The organism is Microbacterium sp. Y356 (genome assembly GCF_059445355.1).
Genome location: NZ_JCAIUE010000001.1, coordinates 1,911,867 through 1,931,147, shown reverse-complemented (window position 1 = coordinate 1,931,147; position 19,281 = coordinate 1,911,867). Strand labels below are relative to the sequence as shown.

At 65.1% G+C, this 19,281-nt stretch carries 18 protein-coding genes and 1 tRNA gene; 5 read left to right on the top strand and 14 right to left on the bottom strand.

Annotated features, from left to right (window positions below; all coding sequences use genetic code 11):
- Positions 1 to 3 precede the first annotated feature (3 nt).
- The 6 genes from AC1C2Q_RS09245 to AC1C2Q_RS09220 are packed head-to-tail and all read right to left on the bottom strand — an operon-like array spanning position 4 to position 7,233.
- On the bottom strand, positions 4 to 1,803 hold the full coding sequence (locus AC1C2Q_RS09245; RefSeq protein WP_495449864.1) for a serine/threonine-protein kinase: 1,800 nt from the start codon (positions 1,801 to 1,803) through the stop codon (positions 4 to 6).
- Positions 1,800 to 3,254 carry a peptidoglycan D,D-transpeptidase FtsI family protein gene (locus tag AC1C2Q_RS09240; RefSeq protein WP_495449863.1) on the bottom strand — a complete coding sequence of 485 codons (1,455 nt, stop codon included), beginning with the start codon at positions 3,252 to 3,254 and terminating at the stop codon, positions 1,800 to 1,802. The genes AC1C2Q_RS09245 and AC1C2Q_RS09240 overlap by 4 nt, the downstream gene beginning before the upstream one ends.
- Entirely contained in the window at positions 3,254 to 4,639 is a 1,386-nt protein-coding gene (locus AC1C2Q_RS09235) for an FtsW/RodA/SpoVE family cell cycle protein (RefSeq protein ID WP_495430796.1), read from the bottom strand. The genes AC1C2Q_RS09240 and AC1C2Q_RS09235 overlap by 1 nt, the downstream gene beginning before the upstream one ends.
- Complete coding sequence (locus tag AC1C2Q_RS09230) at positions 4,636 to 5,976, bottom strand: PP2C family protein-serine/threonine phosphatase (RefSeq protein WP_495449862.1); 1,341 nt, start codon at positions 5,974 to 5,976, stop codon at positions 4,636 to 4,638. The genes AC1C2Q_RS09235 and AC1C2Q_RS09230 overlap by 4 nt, the downstream gene beginning before the upstream one ends.
- Before the next feature lie 7 nt (positions 5,977 to 5,983).
- Positions 5,984 to 6,544 (bottom strand): FHA domain-containing protein FhaB/FipA, encoded by a 561-nt coding sequence (locus AC1C2Q_RS09225; protein ID WP_495430794.1) that lies wholly within the window; start codon positions 6,542 to 6,544, stop codon positions 5,984 to 5,986.
- Positions 6,541 to 7,233, bottom strand: a complete 693-nt coding sequence (locus AC1C2Q_RS09220) for an FHA domain-containing protein (protein ID WP_495449861.1) — start codon at positions 7,231 to 7,233, stop codon at positions 6,541 to 6,543. The genes AC1C2Q_RS09225 and AC1C2Q_RS09220 overlap by 4 nt, the downstream gene beginning before the upstream one ends.
- 290 nt (positions 7,234 to 7,523) lie before the next feature.
- Here AC1C2Q_RS09220 and AC1C2Q_RS09215 point away from each other — a divergent pair.
- Positions 7,524 to 7,606 (top strand) — tRNA-Leu (locus AC1C2Q_RS09215).
- 68 nt (positions 7,607 to 7,674) lie between these two features.
- Here the strand turns inward: AC1C2Q_RS09215 and AC1C2Q_RS09210 are convergent.
- The gene (locus tag AC1C2Q_RS09210) at positions 7,675 to 8,637 is read right to left on the bottom strand and encodes an SRPBCC family protein (protein WP_495449860.1); all 963 of its coding nucleotides are present in this window, start codon (positions 8,635 to 8,637) and stop codon (positions 7,675 to 7,677) included.
- The gene (locus AC1C2Q_RS09205; RefSeq protein WP_495430791.1) at positions 8,634 to 8,879 is read right to left on the bottom strand and encodes a helix-turn-helix domain-containing protein; all 246 of its coding nucleotides are present in this window, start codon (positions 8,877 to 8,879) and stop codon (positions 8,634 to 8,636) included. The genes AC1C2Q_RS09210 and AC1C2Q_RS09205 overlap by 4 nt, the downstream gene beginning before the upstream one ends.
- A gap of 65 nt (positions 8,880 to 8,944) precedes the next feature.
- Here AC1C2Q_RS09205 and rarD point away from each other — a divergent pair, with 65 nt between their 5' ends.
- Positions 8,945 to 9,904 carry an EamA family transporter RarD gene (gene rarD / locus AC1C2Q_RS09200; RefSeq protein WP_495449859.1) on the top strand — a complete coding sequence of 320 codons (960 nt, stop codon included), beginning with the start codon at positions 8,945 to 8,947 and terminating at the stop codon, positions 9,902 to 9,904.
- Between the two features lie 39 nt (positions 9,905 to 9,943).
- Here rarD and AC1C2Q_RS09195 read toward each other — a convergent pair whose 3' ends face one another.
- Together AC1C2Q_RS09195 and AC1C2Q_RS09190 are read right to left on the bottom strand one after the other, a co-directional pair.
- Positions 9,944 to 10,924, bottom strand: a complete 981-nt coding sequence (locus tag AC1C2Q_RS09195) for an MBL fold metallo-hydrolase (protein ID WP_495449858.1) — start codon at positions 10,922 to 10,924, stop codon at positions 9,944 to 9,946.
- Positions 10,921 to 12,597: an FAD-binding dehydrogenase gene (locus AC1C2Q_RS09190; RefSeq protein WP_495449857.1), complete on the bottom strand. Its 1,677-nt coding sequence runs from the start codon at positions 12,595 to 12,597 to the stop codon at positions 10,921 to 10,923. The genes AC1C2Q_RS09195 and AC1C2Q_RS09190 overlap by 4 nt, the downstream gene beginning before the upstream one ends.
- Positions 12,598 to 12,705: 108 nt before the next feature.
- On the opposite strand from AC1C2Q_RS09190, the gene AC1C2Q_RS09185 reads away from it, so the two are divergent.
- The gene (locus AC1C2Q_RS09185) at positions 12,706 to 13,350 is read left to right on the top strand and encodes a TetR/AcrR family transcriptional regulator (protein WP_495449856.1); all 645 of its coding nucleotides are present in this window, start codon (positions 12,706 to 12,708) and stop codon (positions 13,348 to 13,350) included.
- Between the two features lie 13 nt (positions 13,351 to 13,363).
- Here AC1C2Q_RS09185 and AC1C2Q_RS09180 read toward each other — a convergent pair whose 3' ends face one another.
- From AC1C2Q_RS09180 to AC1C2Q_RS09170, 3 genes are all read right to left on the bottom strand, one after another.
- The gene (locus AC1C2Q_RS09180; RefSeq protein WP_495449855.1) at positions 13,364 to 14,191 is read right to left on the bottom strand and encodes a hypothetical protein; all 828 of its coding nucleotides are present in this window, start codon (positions 14,189 to 14,191) and stop codon (positions 13,364 to 13,366) included.
- A gap of 68 nt (positions 14,192 to 14,259) precedes the next feature.
- Positions 14,260 to 14,865, bottom strand: coding sequence for a response regulator (locus AC1C2Q_RS09175; RefSeq protein WP_495430785.1), 606 nt, complete (start codon positions 14,863 to 14,865; stop codon positions 14,260 to 14,262).
- The gene (locus AC1C2Q_RS09170) at positions 14,862 to 16,094 is read right to left on the bottom strand and encodes a sensor histidine kinase (RefSeq protein WP_495449854.1); all 1,233 of its coding nucleotides are present in this window, start codon (positions 16,092 to 16,094) and stop codon (positions 14,862 to 14,864) included. Before AC1C2Q_RS09170 ends, AC1C2Q_RS09175 begins: the two co-directional genes overlap by 4 nt.
- A 146-nt stretch (positions 16,095 to 16,240) precedes the next feature.
- On the opposite strand from AC1C2Q_RS09170, the gene AC1C2Q_RS09165 reads away from it, so the two are divergent.
- Complete coding sequence (locus AC1C2Q_RS09165) at positions 16,241 to 16,795, top strand: small multidrug efflux protein (protein WP_495430783.1); 555 nt, start codon at positions 16,241 to 16,243, stop codon at positions 16,793 to 16,795.
- 77 nt (positions 16,796 to 16,872) lie between these two features.
- Here the strand turns inward: AC1C2Q_RS09165 and AC1C2Q_RS09160 are convergent, their stop codons facing one another.
- Positions 16,873 to 17,046, bottom strand: coding sequence for a CsbD family protein (locus tag AC1C2Q_RS09160; protein WP_495430782.1), 174 nt, complete (start codon positions 17,044 to 17,046; stop codon positions 16,873 to 16,875).
- A 181-nt stretch (positions 17,047 to 17,227) separates the two neighbouring features.
- Between AC1C2Q_RS09160 and AC1C2Q_RS09155 the strand changes: the two genes are divergently transcribed.
- Positions 17,228 to 19,261: an MMPL family transporter gene (locus AC1C2Q_RS09155; protein WP_495449853.1), complete on the top strand. Its 2,034-nt coding sequence runs from the start codon at positions 17,228 to 17,230 to the stop codon at positions 19,259 to 19,261.
- The last annotated feature ends 20 nt before the right edge of the window (positions 19,262 to 19,281 follow it).

The window sequence follows — 19,281 nt, the reverse complement described above, 5'->3', positions numbered from 1 at the left end:
CCCTCAGCCTTCGCTGTTCTTGTCGTCCTTGTTGTTGCCGTTGCCGTTGTCACCGTTGCCCGCGCCGGGCGTGGGTGTCGGAGTCGGTTCCGACTCAGGCTGGACGATGGTCACCGAAAGATCGTTCGAGTTCGGTGATGTACGAGGCTCGCCGCCACCGCCGCAGATTCCGGCGTAAGAGGCGACCATCCGCTGCGCATCCTCTGCATCGCTGACCAGAACCTGCACGCTGCGCACGTCTGCGCCGAATGTGGGCCCTACGCCGCCGACGAAGGTGGCGCCGGTGAGATTCACTGTGTAGCCGTCGACAGTCGTTCCGCTGGGACAGGTGAATCCTGCGCCCCACGTGATCGTCACAGTCGAACCGGCCTTGACCTCAGACGGGTTGCCGTTGATCATCGGGACGTCCGAGGGCGCCGTCAGCGGTGCACGCTCCCCGTAGGAGGTGAGCGTGATCGTCTGGTCGACGGCCACATTGCCTCCAGGTTCGACCATGTAGATCTGGCCAATCTCCTCGTCCGAGGCCGCCGCGTTACCGGGGACGCAGTTGACGAGGGTGAAGCCGTTCTCATTGAGAATCGCCGTAGCCGCTTCGCACGTCTGACCGTTCAGGCCCAGCGAGTCGACGTTGACGCGCGTCGGCTCGGGCGTCGGAGTGGGCGTGGGCGGCGGCGGTGTCGTCGGCGGAGCTGACGTGGGTGTATCGATCGGGGTGGGGTCATTCGGGTTCATCAGTCCATAGACGGTGGCACCCAGCACGATCGCGAGCAGCGCGATCAGCGCGATCAGCGGCCACGTCCACGGGCTGCGCTTCTTCTTCGGACGATCCTCTTCATCGGCGCTGCTGCCGGCGGGCAGCTGCGCTGTAGTCGGGAGGATGCGCGTGGCGCCGTCATCGCCGTTTGCCGTGAGCAGGCGCGTCGCGTCATCATTTGCGACACCGCCGGAAGCGATAGCAGGGACGGCGATCGCTGCGGAATTCAAATCGCCGCGGCGGAGGGCCTGCGCTGCACGTGCGACCGTTGCCGACGAAGAAGGCCGGTCGGCCGGCTTCTTCGCGATCATCGCCATGACGAGGTTCTGCACCGGGATCGGCACCGTCGGCGGCAGCGGCGGGGGCTGCTCGTTGATCTGTGCCATCGCGATCGCGACCTGCGACTCGCCAGTGAACGGGCGCTTGCCTGCCAGGCACTCGTACGCGACGATTCCCAGCGAATACGTGTCGGTCGCAGGAGATGCCGGGTGCCCTGACGCTTGCTCAGGCGACAGATACTGCACAGTACCCATGACCTGACCGGTCGCCGTCAGCGGCACCTGGTCAGCGATGCGGGCGATGCCGAAGTCAGTGATCTTCACCCGGCCATCCGGGGTGATCAGCAGGTTTCCGGGCTTGATGTCGCGATGCACGAGACCGGCGGCGTGCGCAGCCTGCAGCGCGGACGCCGTCTGCGCGACGATGTCGAGCGTCTTGTCGGCGCTCAGCGCGCCGTCGCGCTCGAGAAGCGTGGACAGCGCCTCGCCTGGTACGAGTTCCATGACGAGGAAGGCACTGCCGTTCTCCTCGCCGTAGTCGAAGACACTGGCGATGCCCTCATGGTTGACGAGTGCGGCGTGCCGGGCCTCAGCGCGGAAGCGCTCGAGGAAGCCCGGATCCCCCATGTACTCGTCCTTGAGGATCTTGATGGCGACGATGCGTCCGATGACATGATCGGTCGCCTCCCACACCTCGCCCATACCGCCGATTGCGATACGCGACTGAAGCTCGTATCGACCACCGAACGACACACCCTGCGTCGGCCTCATTTGTAAAGCACCGCCTCTATGACCATCTTCGCGATCGGGGCGGCGAGCGTGTCACCGGATCCCGACTGTCCCATTCCGCCGCCGTTTTCGACAACGACCGCCACCGCAACCTGCGGGTCGTCCGCAGGTGCGAAACCGGTGAACCATAACGTGTACGGATCGTCGGGGTTGTGCTCGGCCGTCCCCGTTTTACCGGCGACGTCGATACCGTCTATTCTTGCACCCGTCGCCGCGCCATTCGCGACGCTCGCCACCATTGACTCGGTGACCTCATCGGCGACATCAGCATCCACAGCGCGATCGAACTCCGTGCTCTCATATTCGCGGATCACCGAGAGATCGTTGCCGATCACTGCATCCACCAGGCGAGGGTTCATCACCACTCCATCGTTAGCAAGGCCGGCCGAGATCATCGCGACCTGCAACGGCGTTGACGTGACCTCTCCCTGACCGAATCCGGTCAGGGCAGTCTGAGCGTCGTCCAGGCCGCGCGGGTACTTGGAGACGGCGGATGTCAGAGGCGTATCGAAGCTCTGATTGAAGCCGAACTTCTCGGCGGTCTCGAGGATCGCCTGGTCACCGATCGCGACAGCGAGCTCCGCCATCGGGATGTTGCAGCTCAGGCGGAGCGCCTCTGCGATCGTCACGGTCTCGCCGGATCCGCACGTGCCGTTCCAGGCATTCGACACCTGATTCGTGGAACCAGGCAGCGTGTAGCGGGCCGGGTTGGGCAGCGTCGACTGCGACGTCCAGTCGCCGGTGGCGTATGCAGCGGCCGCAACGAGCACCTTGAACGTGGACCCAGGCGGGTTGAGCTCACCGATGGCACGGTTCTGCAGCGGGTTCGGCTTCAGCGCGTCAAGAGCGTCGTAGGCGGCTTCAGCCTGGCTACCGCTGTGCACGGCAAGCTGGTTCGCGTCGAAGCCGGGGCTCGACACCATGGCGAGGATTCGGCCCGTCGAAGGCTCGATGGCCACGACGGCGCCTTGCAGATCGCCAAGCCCTTCGTATGCGGCCTGCTGCGCCGCGGCATCCAAAGTCAGTTCGACGCTGAACCCACGTTGCGGCTGGCCGGAGACGATCCGCTCGATCTCCGCGAAGAATGCGCCCCCGCCGGTGCCGGAAAGATCTGTGTTCAACGCGTTTTCGATGCCCGTCGATGACTGCAACGCCGGGTTGAAGTAGCCGGTAACGCTCGACCAGATCTCAGAGTCGGTGTACACGCGCTGATACTGGTACTCGTCTTCGGATGGCACCGAGTACGCGATCGGCGAGCCATCGGCAATGATCGACCCGCGCTGGATCTCATAGCTGTCCAGCAGGGTGCGCGTGTTGCGGTCAGACTGAGCGAGGTTCTCAGCGGCGACCACCTGGATCCAGCTGGTCGACGCGAACAGCGCGAGGAACATGAACAGCATGACGATGCTGAGACGCCTGAGTTCTTTAGTCATCAGCCGATCACCACCCTGGGCTGGCGGCGCACGCCGTCAGAGATACGCAGCAACAGTGCCACGATGAGCCAGTTCGCGACCAGCGATGACCCGCCGGCTGCGAGGAACGGCGTCGTGAGACCGGTGAGCGGGATGACACGGGTGACGCCGCCGACCATGATGAATACCTGCAGGGCGATCGTGAAGGAAAGACCGATGGCGAGAAGCTTGCCGAAGTCGTCCTGCCCGGCGATACCGATGCGCACGCCGCGGCTGACGAAAACCATGTACAGGCAGAGGATCGCGAACAGGCCGATCAGCCCGAGCTCTTCGCCGAGGCTGGGGATGATGTAGTCACTCTGCGCGAGCGGGGTGATGTCGGGGCGGCCCTGACCAAGACCCGTGCCAAGCAGGCCACCGTGCGCGAGCCCGTAGATGCCCTGCACGAGCTGGTATCCGGGGCCCTCCGGGTCGACGATGTCTGGATCGAAGGCGAACAGCCAGTTCGTGAAACGGCCGCGCACGTACTCGAGGATCTGGGTCGCGGCGAGCACTCCTGCGGCAACCATCGCGAGGCCGATCAGCACCCAGCTCGTCTTGCCGGTGGCGACGTACAGCATGGCGATGAACATGCCGAAGATCAACATTCCGGTTCCGAGGTCGCGCTGCACGACAATGATGCCGAGGGAGATGACCCAAACGATGATGACGGGGCCGAGCTCTCGCATCCGAGGCCACGTCATGCCGAGGAACGACTTTCCGACCGAGGTGAGGCTCTCGCGGGTACGCACCAGATAACCGGCGAAGAAGATGGCCAGGCAGATCTTGGCGATCTCGCCGGGCTGGAACGAGAAGAGCCCACCGAGCGAGACCCAGACATCCGCTCCCGCGTCGCTGACGCCAAGGCCGGGAACGAACGGCAGCAGCAGCAACAGGATTCCGACGAGGCCGAACACGTAGGTGAACCGGAACAGGACGCGATAGTTGCGCAGCAGGATGACGATCGCGATGGCGCCAGCGAGTGAGATCGCCGTCCAGACCAGCTGCTTCGTCGAGTATGCCGCCCACCCGGTGAGGTGCTCGGCGATGTCAAGTCGATAGATCATCGAGATGCCCAGGCCGGTCAGCAGGGTGGCGATGGGCAGCACGAAGGGGTCGGCATCGGATGCCACGAACCGCAGCACGAAGTGCAGAGCGAAGGCGAGCACTGCCAGGCCCCCGCCGATGAACAGGATGAACGGGTCGATGGCCCCAAGCGCGCCCAACTGCACGAGCGTGAGTGCCGCGCCGCTCAGAGCGCAGGCGAACAGCAGCAGCCAGAACTCGCGGTTGCGCTGGGTCTGCGGCATCCGCATCCGGCGCAGCGCCTTGATGACCGCGGTATCGGTGGCGACGTCGGTGCTCATTCGGCGCCCTCCCCTTCGACAGCGTCAGTGGAGGCCGGGGTGGGAGCGGGGGTGGGCGTCAGCGTGGGTGTTGGCGTGGGCCTGGGCATGGTGGTCTCGCCGGTGACCTCTTCTGCTCCAGCCTGCAGGCGGTCAACGATCGCCATGGCATCGGCGAGCGAACGCGCGTTGATCGTGCGCTCCACCGAGGAACGCTGGTACGGCGGCAGATCGGCGAGCAGGATGTCGGTGTCTTCGATCTCGGTCGACAGTGGGATCGGGCCGATGTTCTGCTGCACCCCCTGGAAGATCACGACGCTGTCTTCGTCGGCGCCGATGAAATATCGCGTCTGAGTCCAGCCGTACGCGAGGAAACCTGCGCCGGTGAGTGCGAGGATCACGACGACGAGCGCAGCGATCCAGCCGATGCGGCGGCGCTTTGCACGGCGGCGATCCTCCTCGATGAGCTCTTCGAGGTAGTCGGCGGCCGGCTCGAAGTGCGAGGGCTCGTTTGCGGCTTGACGCACCGGGTGCAGCCAGTTTGCGCGGCCGGTGCGTGCGGCAGGGATGAGCACACCGGAGGGGTTGGATGCCGCTCCGACGATGGTGGCGGGGCCGGAGGAGAGCGGATGCGCACCACCCACCTCGACCAGCACGATCGTCACATTGTCCGGCGCGCCGCCGTCGAGTGCCTGCTTGAGCAGATTGTCAGCGGTGCGGCCAGGGGGCAGGCCCAGACGCATGGCTTTGAGGATGTGCGGGTCGTCGACGACACCGGTGAGGCCGTCGGAGCAGAGCAGCCAACGGTCGCCGGGGAGTGTGGGCATGACGAAGAGATCGAGCTCCGGGTCATGGTCCATGTCGCTGAGCACGCGCATCAGCACCGAACGGCGCGGGTGATACCGGGCCTCTTCAGGAGTGATGCGGCCTGAGTCGACCAGGCGCTGGACGAAGGTGTGGTCGGCGGTGATCTGCGTCAACTCGTCATCGCGGTAGAGGTAGATGCGCGAGTCGCCGATGTGACCGATGACGGCGTGGTCGTCGACCATGATGATCGCGCTGACCGTGGTGCCGAGACCGGCGAGCTCGGGGCGCTCCTTGGCCGCGCGGATGAGATCGCCTGCGGCCGTCGTAACCGCAGCCTGGAGGGATGCTTGCGCGTCATCTGTGGAATCGAAGGCCTGGTCGAGGCGTTCCAAACGCTGGATGGCGATGCTGGATGCGACATCCCCTCCCGCGTGGCCGCCCATGCCGTCGGCGACAGCGAACAGGTTGTCGCCGGAATAGCCGGAGTCTTGGTTGTTAGAGCGGACCTTCCCGGTGTGGGAGATCGCAGCACTCGATCCTTCGAAGACCATGCCCGCGTCAGGCTCGCAGCTCGAAGGTCGTGGCGCCCACCTTGATGGCGTCACCGATGCTGATCGGTGCCGGAGCCCCGCTGACGCGTGCGCCGGCGAGGAAGGTGCCGTTCGTAGAGTCGAGATCCTGAATGATCCAGCTGTCGCCACGCAGCAGAAGGCGGGCGTGGTGGCTGGAGGTGTAATCGTCGCGGATGACGAGACCGGATTCGCTGGAGCGGCCGATCGTCATCGGCTGGGTGCCGAGCGGAAGCTCGAGTCCTGCCTTCGGCCCAGAGGTGATCACGAGTTTGGACACGGTGCTCGTGGTGGCTGCTCCGCTCGTACGCGGGGCGGCCTGCGGCTTCACGGCCGGTGTCAGAGCCTGCGTCAGTGCGGATGAGGCGGCCTGTGACGGCGCGGGGGTGGGTGTCGCGGCGGCGACCGCTGCCTCGGCCGGAAGCTTTCGCACCTTCACGCCGAACAGGTCGGCGCGCAGCGAATAGATGACGCCGAACACGAAGAACCACAAGAGCACCAGGAATCCGATGCGCAACAGCAGGAGCGTCAGTTCAGGGACGTCGGTCATCGATTCACCCCCGACGTGTGATCAGCCGTCACGGGGACAATCCGAAACACGAGGTCGGTGCGACCGATCGTGATGGTCGTGTCGGTGGGTAGTGGCGCTTCGCGCACCTTGTCACCATTGACCTTCGTGCCGTTGGTGGAGCCGAGATCGCGCATCATGGCGCGCTCACCGTCCCACAGGATCTCGACGTGCTTGCGGCTGGATCCGGCATCCGCGATTGTGATGTCGGCGTCGCTGCCGCGCCCGATGACGCTGCGTGCGTGAGTGAGAGTGTGGCGGCGTCCGTCGACGTCGACGACGGCCTGCCAGCTGACGCGGCCTTCGACGGTGCCGGAGTCCACACGTACTGTGCCGGTGGCGACCTTGTCATCGATTTCGAGTGTGATGGAGACGGGGCCAGCGAAGCTGTAGCCCTGCGCTTTCGCGTGCGTGTTGATGAGTGCGTGCAGCTCGTCTGTCAGGGCGCCGCCGAGTGCGTGCATCCGCTGATAGTCGTCTGCGCTGAGGCGCACGGCGTAGCCGTTCGGGGCGATGATGCGCTCGCGGCTGACGACAGCGGCTTTGATGTCGGCTTCGCGACGGATGGCCGAGGCGATCTCCACCGGTTGGATGCCGCTGCGGAAGGTCTTGGCGAATGCACCGTTCACGGCGCGCTCAAGACCCTTCTCAAAGCTGTCAAGTAGTCCCACTGGGCTCCTCTGGCATTGCGGACCGGTAGACACATCGTAGCCAGGTGACCTGGATATGCGCCTGCGGGGCGTCGCAATCGGCGTTGTGCCGGTCGAACTCCGGTCAAGCTGCGGGCAAGCTGCGGTCGAGAATGGCTTTCCTGCACGGGACAGGACTTGGCCGCACCTGTCTGATGCTGCAGGACCATTCTCACCGGTGCAGAGCGTGAGCGGGGTGGCCTCGGCGAGTTCAGGGAGAGGGATTCTGCGTGATATCCTCTTCAAGTTGAGTTCTTCGGAATGAGACGTTCGCGCGAGTGGCGGAATGGTAGACGCGCTGGCTTCAGGTGCCAGTGTCCTTACGGGCGTGGGGGTTCAAGTCCCCCCTCGCGCACGCGAATGAAACAGCCCTTCACCAGGTCTTAGGATCCAGGTGAGGGGCTTTTTCGTTTCTCGTCAGGTTCAGCGGAACACCCGGCTGATCGCGCCCCCGGTCTGGAAGAGTTGCAACCACACGAAGAAGCGTTGCAGTGGGCGCAGCAGGAAGCCGACCACGTGACGCCAGCCGGTGCGGCGCTGCCAAGACGAGGTGAGAGTGACTTGGGTGCCGCCCGCAGCGGGTGAGAGCTCGATCGAAAGCGTGCGGGAAATCGGCTGAGGGGCGTCGGGGAACTCGAGTAGCCAGACCACCGACGTCGGCTCCAGTGCGACGGCCTGCGTGATTCGCCGCCGCCGAAACGGCTCCTTGACCTTGGCAGACTTACCATCCGGGTACGTGGTGCGTGAATGGACGATCCAGGTGCCCGAGGTTTCCACCTCGACGGTTCCCGACTGCGGATCCCACTCCGGCATCCGCTCAGCATTCGATACGAGTGCCCAGACATCGGCAATGGATGCGGGGACGAAGGCCTCGAATCGCCCCTGCACCATGTTCTTCGACGACGTCGGATGCTGCGGAATCCGTTCGGCATCATCGAGTCGTTCAGTCACCGCGGCCGGTGTCGTCCCCATTCGTTCAAGGATGCCGGCGATCAGCCCGCTCGGCTCTGTCAGCAGCTCGCGCAGAATCGCGGCCGCGTCTCCTGCGCGCCGGCCCTCGCCAGCGCGGGTCATGACGCCCAATGCTCGCTCGCTCCACTCGTACCCCGCGGTCTCGTGGAACGTGATGCGACCGGGCTCGTTCTGCTCGATGGAGACACCGAGTGACCGCAGTTGCGCGGCGTGCTGTTCTCGTGTGGCTTCGCGCGCAGCATCCAGCGTGATGCCGAGTCCACGCAGCACCTGACCGGCCTTCTGTTCGCTGAGCATCAGCGCGAGCAGGAGATGTTCGAGGTCGGCCTCGCGGCGCCCCTCGCGTGATGCCTCCTCCATGGCGGTGGCGCTCAACGTCTGCATGGTCGCGGCGGCGGTAAGGAAGCGACTCATGAGTTCCTCCTCGGGACGGGGATCGTCGGATCGACGCGTTTGGCATACTTCTTGTGCACGGCCTGTCGGCTCACACCGAGTGCATCGGCGATCTCCTGCCAACTCATGCCCGCCCGCAGCGCGGCCTCGACCTGTTTGAGCTCGAGCGTGTCGGCGAGAACGCGCAGAGACGACACCGCACGCAGACCTGCCCGGGGATCGCTGAGATCGGCGGCGATGGCCGCGATGGCTGTGGATTCCATGCTGTCAACCTATGTTGCTTAGAATTATCTGTCAACTCCGGTTGCTAGCGACCAGGCGACTAGATTTGCAGCACACCTCTCCTTATTCGACGGAGTGCCTCATCTCTCGTTCTGTTTTCTCCTCGGCGGCCGGTCGCGGCGTCGCGGCATCCCTGCTGGCATCCGTACTGTTCGGTGTGATCAGCCTGCTGGGTGGCCATCTCGACGGCTTCACACCCGAGGAGACGACGGCCTGGCGCGTGCTGTTCATCCTGATCCCACTCCTTGCGGTGCACGCCTCCTCGAGGGCCCGCACCGAGCTGAAAACCGTGACCGCGCGCATCACGCGCAGCCCGAAGCTGATACTGATCGTTCTCGTCTCCAGCGGCATCATGGCGCTGCAACTGTGGGTGTTCATGTGGGGACCAGCCAACGGGCACGCGCAGGACATCGCCTTTGGCTACTTCCTGCTGCCGCTGGTGATGGTCGTCGTGGGACGCGTGTTCTTCCACGACCGGCTGAGCATTCTGCAGTGGCTCGCGGTGGCGGCAGCCGGCGTCGGTGTACTCGCTCAGTTGCTGATCGCCGGAGGCGTGAACTGGCCGGTCGCCATCATTGCCGGCCTCTACCCGATCTACTTCGCTCTTCGCCGCTGGACTGGTCTCGATTCGATGCAGGTGTTCCTGATCGAGATCGTCGTGCTCATCGTGCCGGCTGTCGTGGTGATCATCATCTCGTACGCGTCCGATCCATCGCGAAGCATCCCCGCGTCCTGGCCCTGGATGCTGCTGATGGCATCGCTCAGCGGTGTGGCGATGACCCTCTATATCCTCGCCTCACGCCTGCTTCCGCTGTCTTTGTTCGGCCTGCTGTCATATCTCGAGCCTGTGCTGCTGCTGGGCGCGGCACTTCTGCTGGGGGAGATGTTCACGGCGCAGGATGCGTTCGTCTACATCCCGATCGTCATCGCCCTCGTACTGCTCGGTGTGAGCGGACGCCGCCATCGTGGGAGCTCCCGAATCCATCTGGAAGAGCCACCGCTGTGACCGGTCAGATCCAGCCCTATTCTCCAACCGTACGCGTCGCTATTGCGACTCCGGCCACGGGTCGACCTCGTGTCCGAGGCGGGGCATCGCAAAGGTGACGCCAGCGCTGCGAGCCCGCTTCTCGAGCCATTCGAGCGACTTCGCGACGTTGTCGAACGGCGCGGGCAGGGGCCGCAGGGGGCGATCGAGCCTGCGTGTGAAGTTGTCCCAGTGGATGGGGATCACGCGCCGAGCCCCAACGGCTTCCACGGTCTCCCGCCAGTACGCCTCTCGGAACTCGTCGGACTGCGTGCCCAGCGCGCCGATGCCGAGGTAGACGGTGTCTGCATGCCGCCCCGCGAGGGCACCGGGAATGTACGCTGCGCTCGCGTGGATGAGGACTGTTCCGCGCTGATGCTCGGCGAAAAGGGAGTAGCACTCCCCGGTGCGGTACGCCACTGTTTTGGCGGGGGGAGTGATCGGTGTCGTGATCTCGCCAGGGACGAGGTCGTCGGGACTGTGGGCTGCGTGCACCGCCGTGAGCGTGAACGTGCCGAACCGGACCGGCTGGTCATGGTGTGCTGTCATGAAGCGTTCCTGAGGAAAATCGACTCCGCGGGAGATCTGCCGCGTTGACTCCGATCCGATGAGCCAGGCGCCGGTCTTCTGCGCGACCGTCGCAGAGTCGAGGGCGTGATCGACGTGGGAGTGGACGACGAACACCGCATCGAGTCGGTCGATGTCAGCGCGACGCAGGGCGGCCTTGATGCGCCGCTGGTCTGGTCGGACCTTGCCGAAGGAAAAGCGGAGGAGGCCCGGTCGGGAGAAGTAGCCGTCGGTGAGGATCGCCGTGGTGTCGTCCCGGAGCAGCACAGTGGATACGCCGAGAAACACCGCGCGGACTTCGCCTTTCGCTGCCGGCGGGGCCAGCGGTTCGGCGGACGCATCCCACTGGTCGATGTTCGGCGTTCGCATCATCTCGCTGATGATCGTGGGGACGCTCTTACCTCCGCCGAGCTTCAGCTTGCCGTCGCCGCTCATAGCGCCTTGCCCAGGGCGCGGCCGACGGTGCGGCCGGTGAAGATGCATCCGCCGAGGAAGGTGCCTTCCAACGCGTTGTAGCCGTGCGCGCCGCCGCCGCCGAAGCCCGCTGCCTCACCCGCGGCGTACAGGCCGCTGATCGGCTGCCCGGCTGCATCGAGAGCTCGGCCGCTGAGGTCGGTCTGGATGCCACCGAGAGTCTTCCGAGTAACGATCCAGAGCCGCACGGCGATGAGGGGGCCGTGCGAAGGGTCGAGGATTCGGTGCGGCTTCACGGTGCGAGTGAGCTTGTCACCGAGGTAGCGACGGCTGTTCTGTATCCCCATCGTCTGCGCATCCTTCGAGTACGGATTGACGATCTCGTTGTCGCGGGCCGTGATCTGCTTCTCGATCTCTCCCAGATCGAGAAGGCCGTCTCCCGTCATCTCGTTCATGCCGCGCACCAGCTCGGAGAGCGTGTCGGCGACAACGAAGTCGGCGCCGTGGTCTTTGAAGGCCTCGACCGGGCCCGGTGCGGAGCCGCCCAGCCGACTGCGGAGCAGCAGGCCGAGATCGCGGTTGGTGATGTCAGGATTCTGCTCAGAGCCGGAGAGAGCGAACTCCTTCTTGATGATCGTCTGGTCGAGGATGAACCACGAGTAGTCGTACTCGGCGATATCCGGCGTCGTGCGGAGGATCTTCAACGTGCCGAGGGTGTCATAGCCCGGCAAACCCGGTGCCGGGAGCCGCCTGCCACGTGCGTCCAGCCAGAATGAGGATGGTCCGGGGAGGATGCGGATCGCGTGGTCTGGCCAGATCGGGTTCCAGTTCTGCACCCCCTCGGTGTAATGCCACATTCGGTCTCTGTTGACCAGGCGCACTCCCTGCTCGGTGGCGATGTCGAGCATCCGTCCGTCCACGTATTCCGGCACGCCGGTGATCATTTTCCGCGGAGGCGTACCGAGGCTCTCCGGCCACCACTTCCGCACTTGCTCATGATTGCCGCCGATGCCGCCGCTGGCGATGACGACCGCTTGCGCGCGGAACTCGAATTCGCCGAGCGGGTCGCGGTTCGATGGCGCACCGCGGCGGGCAGTGTCCGGCGCGAGCACGGTGCCGCGCACGCCGGTCACCACACCGTCGTCGAAGATCAACTCGTCCACGCGATGGCGGAAGTGGAACGCCACGTGCCCCGCGTCGGATGCTGCTCTGGCCTTGTTCGCGAAGGGCTCGGAGATGCCCGTTCCCGTTCCCCAGGGCACATGGAATCGGGGGACGGAGTTGCCGTGACCTCGAGCGGTCAGCGCTCCGCGCTCCGCCCACCCGACCAGCGGCGTGAACTTCACGCCCTGCTCCTCGAGCCACGCCCGCTTGTCGTCCGCGGCGAACTCGACGTAGGCCCGACCCCACTGGGCGGCCCATTCGTCCTCGGGGTGCTCACCGTCCAGACGATCCCAACCCGCTGAACCCTGCCAGTCCTGCCAGGCCAGCTCGAACGAGTCGCGCACTCTCAGATGTCGCTGCATCGGGGTGTCGACCATGAAGATGCCGCCGAACGACCAGAAGGCCTGCCCGCCCAGGTTCGCGGCATTCTCCTGATCAAGGATCAGCACTTTCTTGCCCGCCCGCACGAGCTCGTTGCTGGCGACCAGGCCCGCAAGGCCACCCCCGATGATGATGACGTCTGCGTCCATCGTGTCTCCCGATCCTCTTGCGTCGACAGTGCTTTGAATTCAGACTGTACTCAATACACTTCGTATTGAAAAGGGGTTGTACCTTGATCAGGAAGAGGAGGAGCGCCCGTGGCGACACTGACACTGCCGGCTGACCGGGTACCCCGCAGGCGATCAGAGACCAGGCGACGACTTCTCGAAGCGACCAGCGGACTCCTGCTCGAGGGCGGAGTATCGGCCGTGACCGTCGACGCCGTCACCGGACGAGCCGGCTACACGAGGGGTGCGTTCTATTCCAACTTCGCCTCGCTCGACGAGTTGGTGTTCAGCATTTACGCCGAGCATCAGGCGGATGTCCTCACCCGACTGACGGCTGCGGTTGGCCGCGTCGTCGCCCGAAAGCCGATGTCGACGAAGGACGCGGTGGAGGATGTGGTCGAGGCGATGACGTTCGATCTGGAATGGCTCCGGATCAGGATCAACTTCGCCTCCGACGCCCAGTACGACTTCACTCTCGCCAGCCAGTTCCTGGAGCACGAACGCGAATTCCTCAGCGCCTTGCAACCGGTTCTCGTAGGAGCCCTCTCGCAGCTCGGCCTCGCCCCGACGGTGCCGGCGGACCTATTCACTCGAGCCGTCGTGGCAGCTCACAACGGGGCGTTGGCCAACAGTGTCCCCGACCCTGACCCGTCACAGCTGCGCCGGCTCGTATGCAGCGCAGTCATCCTCTCCCTCACGCAGGAGATCCCTCAGCGCGAGCCGCAACGCTCGTAGCCTTTGAGGCGCATCACAGGTCAAGTCGGGCGAACGGGATGCCGCGCACGACGCGTCGCCATGGATGCTCGCCCAGCGACCACAGCATCCGCTCTTCCGGGTCTAGGGCGAGATCCTCGCAGCCGATTGGCAGCGGTACGTCACTGCGTTGCGGCTGTGCGCCGTCTCCGTCCCACAGTGCACCGGGCTTCAGGCCGCGCGACTGCGAGATGAACCGCCGCGCACCCCACTGCACTGCGCCCTGCATGCATGGAATCTGCGGAGAGCTTTCGTCGATTGGCGTGAAGGAGCCGTCGACGTCGTCCGGAATCGTGAACTCGCCGATGCGTCCGAGCGTGTCGCCGCGGTATTCGCCGATGAGCACGCGAGGAAGCGAAGTGCCGTCGGTGTCGAACACTCGACCCAGAAACGAACACCGCAGGGGCACAGAATGCACGTGGGTTCGGACCGCAGCCAACGCCACCGCGCCGAAGCCTCGTCGTCGTGCTCCCACCACTCGCCGCGCTGCCGCTCCCCTCAGCTTGTGGGTGTCGCTGAGATCGAACTCCCATATCCCCTGCCCGGTGGCGGCGACGAACAGCCGATCACCGAACCAGGCGAGGCCACCGGCATGGATTTTCGCGGGCAGGAGTTCGCCGTCATCACCCTCGATCGTGAGGGCCACATCGAGGTGCCGCGAGCGCTCCAAGTCGATGAATGTCACTCGCGACGCGAGATGCTGACCCGTCTTGTCTTTGCGGAACCAGCTCACGGCGAGGGTTCGCCGCCCCTGCCAGGTGCCGAAGTCGATGCCCTGCGGGTACCACTTCGTCGTGTACGAGCGGGCAGTGAGCCACTTCAATTCGACTACGCCGCGGCGTCGGTGGCGCATCGGGCGCCACATCGATCCGAAGAGTCCGAACATTCGAGTCAGATCCAGCCGCGCTCTTCCGCCACCAGCACCGCCTGCTGGCGAGTGGCGACGTGGAGCTTTGCGAGCACTGCCGAGATGTGATTGCGCACGGTTCCAGGCGCGAGTAGCAGTGAGCGCGCGATCTGTCCGGTCGTCTCACCGCGTCGTCCCGCGCGCAGCACATCGAGCTCACGATCGGTCAGAGGGCTCCTTTCGTCGCTCAGCGCGTCGGCGGCGACCTCTGGATCGACATAGCGCCCGCCCGCAGCAACCCGACGGATCACCTCGGCCACCTCGTTCGCGCCGCGAGACTTCGGCAGGAAGCCGGCGACTCCGGATGCCAGCGCTCGCCGCAGTACGCCGGGACGCGCATGCCGCGTCACCACTACACAGCGCGTCGCCGGCAGCGTGCGGCGCAACCGTTCGGCGACCTCGACACCGTCGAGTCCCGGCATATCCAGATCGAGCAGGCAGATGTCGGGCTGCAGCTTCTCGGCCATGACGACCGCCTGATCGCCGTCAGCACACTCTGCGACCACGTCGATGTCATCCTCGAGCCGCAGCAGCGCCGCCAGGGCGGAGCGGATCATCGCCTCATCATCGGCAATCAGCACGCGGATCATCGCTGCTCCCCCGGATCGGTCACATCGGCCACTACGGGCACGGTCACGACGACCGTGAACTCGTTCTTGCCCCGCTGCACTTCGACGGATCCGCCGAACTCCGCTGCGCGACGGCCGATACCGTCCAGCCCGGATCCATCGTCGCTCGCGGAGGTGTCGGATGCCGCGTCGTTCGAGATCTCGTAGCGCCAGGACTCCGCCTGCCGAGTCAGAGACAACCGCGCCCACTTCCCGCCGCCATGGCGGAGGACATTGGTCGTCGTCTCACGGATGACGGGCCCCAGAACGGATGCCGGCGCGCGATCCGCATCCGCATCCACGCGCGCTTCCGCTGCCGTACCCGCCGCCTGCAGCAGATCGACGGCGTTGGCAATCTCGTCCCGCAGCGGCACTGAGCGGAATCGCAGCGCGAGGTCGCGTGTGCCCTGCTGGGCTTCGGCCACACTGGTTCGCGCCGCGCGCAGCTGCTCCAGTGCGGCGTCTGCGTCTTTCGTCAGCAGGCGCTCCGCCAGTTCGAGCTGGAGCGCGACCACCTGCAGGTGGTGACCCTGGAGGTCGTGCACGTCAGTCGCCACCCGCAGACGTTCCTGGGTTGCGGCGAGGCGACTCTCAGAGGCTCGTGCCCGGTCGAGCCGCACCAGCACGTCCCACCACCACAGCGAAGCGACGGACATTGAGGGCAGGAATACGGAGAGCGAGATGAGCGGTCCCCAGCCCGTCGCCGCGGCCGCAAGGTCGGTCGCATTCGCGTCGATCACGGCGAGTCCGAAGAGTAGGGCAGTGGCGGCGAGCAATGCTCGAATCCGAACGCCCGACTGCCAGTTGAGAAGCATGAGCGACTGCAAGAGTGGCAGCGCACCCACGATCCACAGCCCGGAGAGGGCGCCAGCGGTGAGACCATAGGCCACGGGGAGCAGCAGCGGCAACAGCTGCCTGCGCCACAGCACCAGTGGTGCAGCATCCGTGCGGTGGCGATAGTCGATCAGCAGCGACACGGTCGACGCCAGCCACACCAGACCGCCGCCCACGAGGGCAACGATCGCGAGTGGCGGTGTGGCAACGTTCGCAGCAACTACCAAAATCGTGCTGAGCACGACTCCCAGTTCGAAGAAGAGGAGCGCCGCGACCGTGTACCACCAGGTGGCCGATACACCGCGTGCAAGCCGCAATGAGCTGCGCTCTGCCACAGCCGATGAACCGGCTGGCGCCGGGTTGGACCTAGTGCTCATGGTTCAACACTACGGCCGTGACACTTGTCACCCGTCAGTCGTGCAGAGCGCCCGGCTAGAGGTGACAGAACGGCACTTCCGGCAATCGATGCGAAGCGATGGACTGGTTTCACACCAACCCCCGGTGCGAAACGACAGGAGCAATCATGAACCTCATCGAGATCTTCCAGAACCTGATCGGCCAGGTGCCCGAGTTCCTTCAGCCAGTCATCGTCGCTGCAGCCGGCGCGATCCCCTTCATCGAGGGTGAAGGCGCCGTGAGCATCGGCATCCTGGGCGGCATTCACCCGGTCATCGCCGCGATCGCGGCGATCGCCGGAAACTTCCTCACCGTCGCTCTGCTCGTGCTGCTCAGCTCGGGTGCACGCACCGCAGTGGTCAATCGTCGCCGTGCCAGCGTGCTCGCCGGATCCGGCGGCACCGTCGATCTGGATGCCGCAGCAGACAGCCTTCCGATCGAAGACGACAATTCGCGCAAGGCCGCACGTCGCCAGAAGTTCCTGCGGGCGCTGGAGCGCTACGGGGTTCCCGGTGTGAGCCTGCTCGGCCCGCTGCTGCTGCCGACCCAGTTCACGGCGACCATGCTCGCCGCCGTCGGCGTCGGCAAGGTGCGCATCCTCATCTGGCAGGCCATTGCGATCATCGGCTGGACAACCGTGTTCGCGGTGATCATCAGCGGCGTCGTCCAGGCTGTGAGCTGAGCATCATCCGGCCAGCATCGCTGGGCAGCGCCGCATCGATGGCGCTGCCCAGTCGAACTACTTCTTGAAGGCGTCTTCTACTTATTGAAGGCGTCTTTGACGTTGTCGCCGGCCTTCTTGATGTCGGCCTTGGCCTGGTCAGCCTTGCCCTCCGCTTCGAGCTTCTCGTTGTCGGTGAGCTTGCCAGCGGCTTCCTTCATGTGACCGGCCATGTCTTCAGCGGTGTGCTTCGCCTTGTCTCCAACACCCATTGATCCGTTCCTTTCGTCGGGGATCATCGTCGGGGATCAGATGATCCATATGGTCGACTGTCACACGGATATCGAGATAGGCCGACGGGGTTGACGCGCGACGCCTCGGAAGTTATATCGACGAAGCTGTCTCCACCTTTTGAGCGATGTCGGTTTGCGGACTGGTTAGTGAGCTTGAGGCATGACAACTACTCGCGTGCGCTTCTCCGACCGGCTCACTTCACGGCGGGGCGCTTGGATCTCACTGGGCGTCGTGCTGATCGTGTTCACCGCGCTGTTCGGTCTGTCTTCCCGGATCGATGCCCCATCCGGGAACGAATCGGCGCCCGCTGACTCGGAATCCTCCCGCGTGAGCGCGCTGCTGGACGAGTTTCCGAACGCTGATGAGCAGTCGGTTCTGGTGGTCGCTTCGCGAACGGATGCTGCGGTCCTGACCGATTCCGACATTCAGGCGCTGGAGAAGGTCGTTCCCGTACTCAATGAGCACACCGGACTGACATCGTCCGGCCCTAGCGTGAGCGATGACGGAGAGGCGGCGGTGATCGTCACTCCGATCACTGTCGGCGCCGACAATGCTGAGACGGCCCTCATCGTCAAAGACTTGCGCGAATCGCTCGAGGGCGTCGCACCAGACGGAATCACTCTGCAGGTCACCGGCGGCCCGGCCTTCGGCGCCGACATCACTTCGGCCTTCGATGGCGCCGACTTCACGCTGCTGGCGGTGACGATCATCATCGTCGCACTTCTGCTGATCTTCACCTACCGCTCCCCCATCCTCTGGCTCCTCCCGCTTACCGTGGTCGCGTTCGCCGATCAGCTCGCCGGGAAGGTCACCGGCGCCGTTGGTGCGCTGCTCGATCTGCAGTTCGATGCCGGCATCATCAGCGTGCTCGTGTTCGGTGCCGGTACCAACTACGCGCTGCTGCTGATCTCGCGGTACCGGGAAGAGCTTGCCGTGCACGAGGATCACCGCCAGGCGCTGAGCGAGGCCTGGCGTAAGACAGTGCCAGCGATCGTGGCATCCAACATCACCGTCGTTCTGGCGTTGTTGACGCTCGCACTCGCGGTGATCCCCGGCACGCGCGGGCTCGGTGTGTCGTCTGCCGTTGGTCTGCTGATCGCGCTCGCCGCGGTGCTGTTTGCGCTGCCTCCGCTGCTGGCGCTGTGCGGGCGTAAGGTGTTCTGGCCCTTCACGCCGAAGCCGGGTGCTGGTGCCACGCGCGAAACGGTCTGGCACCGCATCGCGACGCGCGTGATGCGGCGGCCGGTGGTGAGTCTGGTGAGCGGCCTCGCCCTACTGGCCATCATGGCCACCGGACTCCTCGGAACATCGGTCGGTCTCAATCAGGTCGAAAAGTTTCGAGGGGAATCCGAATCAGCGGCCGGGCTCGAGGTGCTCGCTGACCATTTCCCGCCCGGAGAGTCGCAGCCGATCTTCGTCGTCGCCGACAGCTCACACGCAGACGAGGTGGTGGGCGTCATGGCCGATGTCGACGGCGTGCTGCGCGCGCATCCGATCGGTGAGACCGACGACGGCACACTCACACAGATCATGGTCACCGGTGAGTTTGCACCGGGGACTGCCGAGAGTCTTGATCTCGTGACCGAGCTGCGGACGGTGGCCCACGGCGTGCCGGATGCCGACGCTTTGGTGGGCGGTGCGATCGCGACAGACCTGGATGCCAGGGCAGGAAACGAGCGGGATCTTCTCCTCATCGCGCCGCTGGTGCTTGCCGTGAGTTTCATCGTGCTTCTCGTCCTGCTGCGATCTCTGGTCGCACCCTTGGTGCTGCTGTTGGTCAATCTGACCAGCGCCGTCGCAGCGATCGGCGCTGGCGCCTGGCTGAGCAGGGTGCTGTTCGATCAGCCAGCGCTCGACCTGCAGGTGCCACTGCTGGCATTCCTCTTCCTTGTCGCGCTCGGGATCGATTACACGATCTTCCTCGTGCATCGTGCCCGCGTTGAAGCCGAGACCCACGGCACGCGTGGAGGCATGGTGCAGGCCGTCGCGCACACCGGCGCCGTCATCACCAGTGCAGGGATCGTGCTCGCAGCAGTCTTCGCGGCGCTCGGAGTACTGCCCCTGGTCACGCTCGGGCAGCTGGGGCTGATCGTCGGGGTCGGAGTGGTGGTCGACACACTGGTCGTGCGCGCCGTGGTCGTGCCAGCGCTGTTCGGGCTGCTGGGTGAGCGCATTTGGTGGCCGCGCAGGTGATCCCGCAGTTTCGGGAGAGA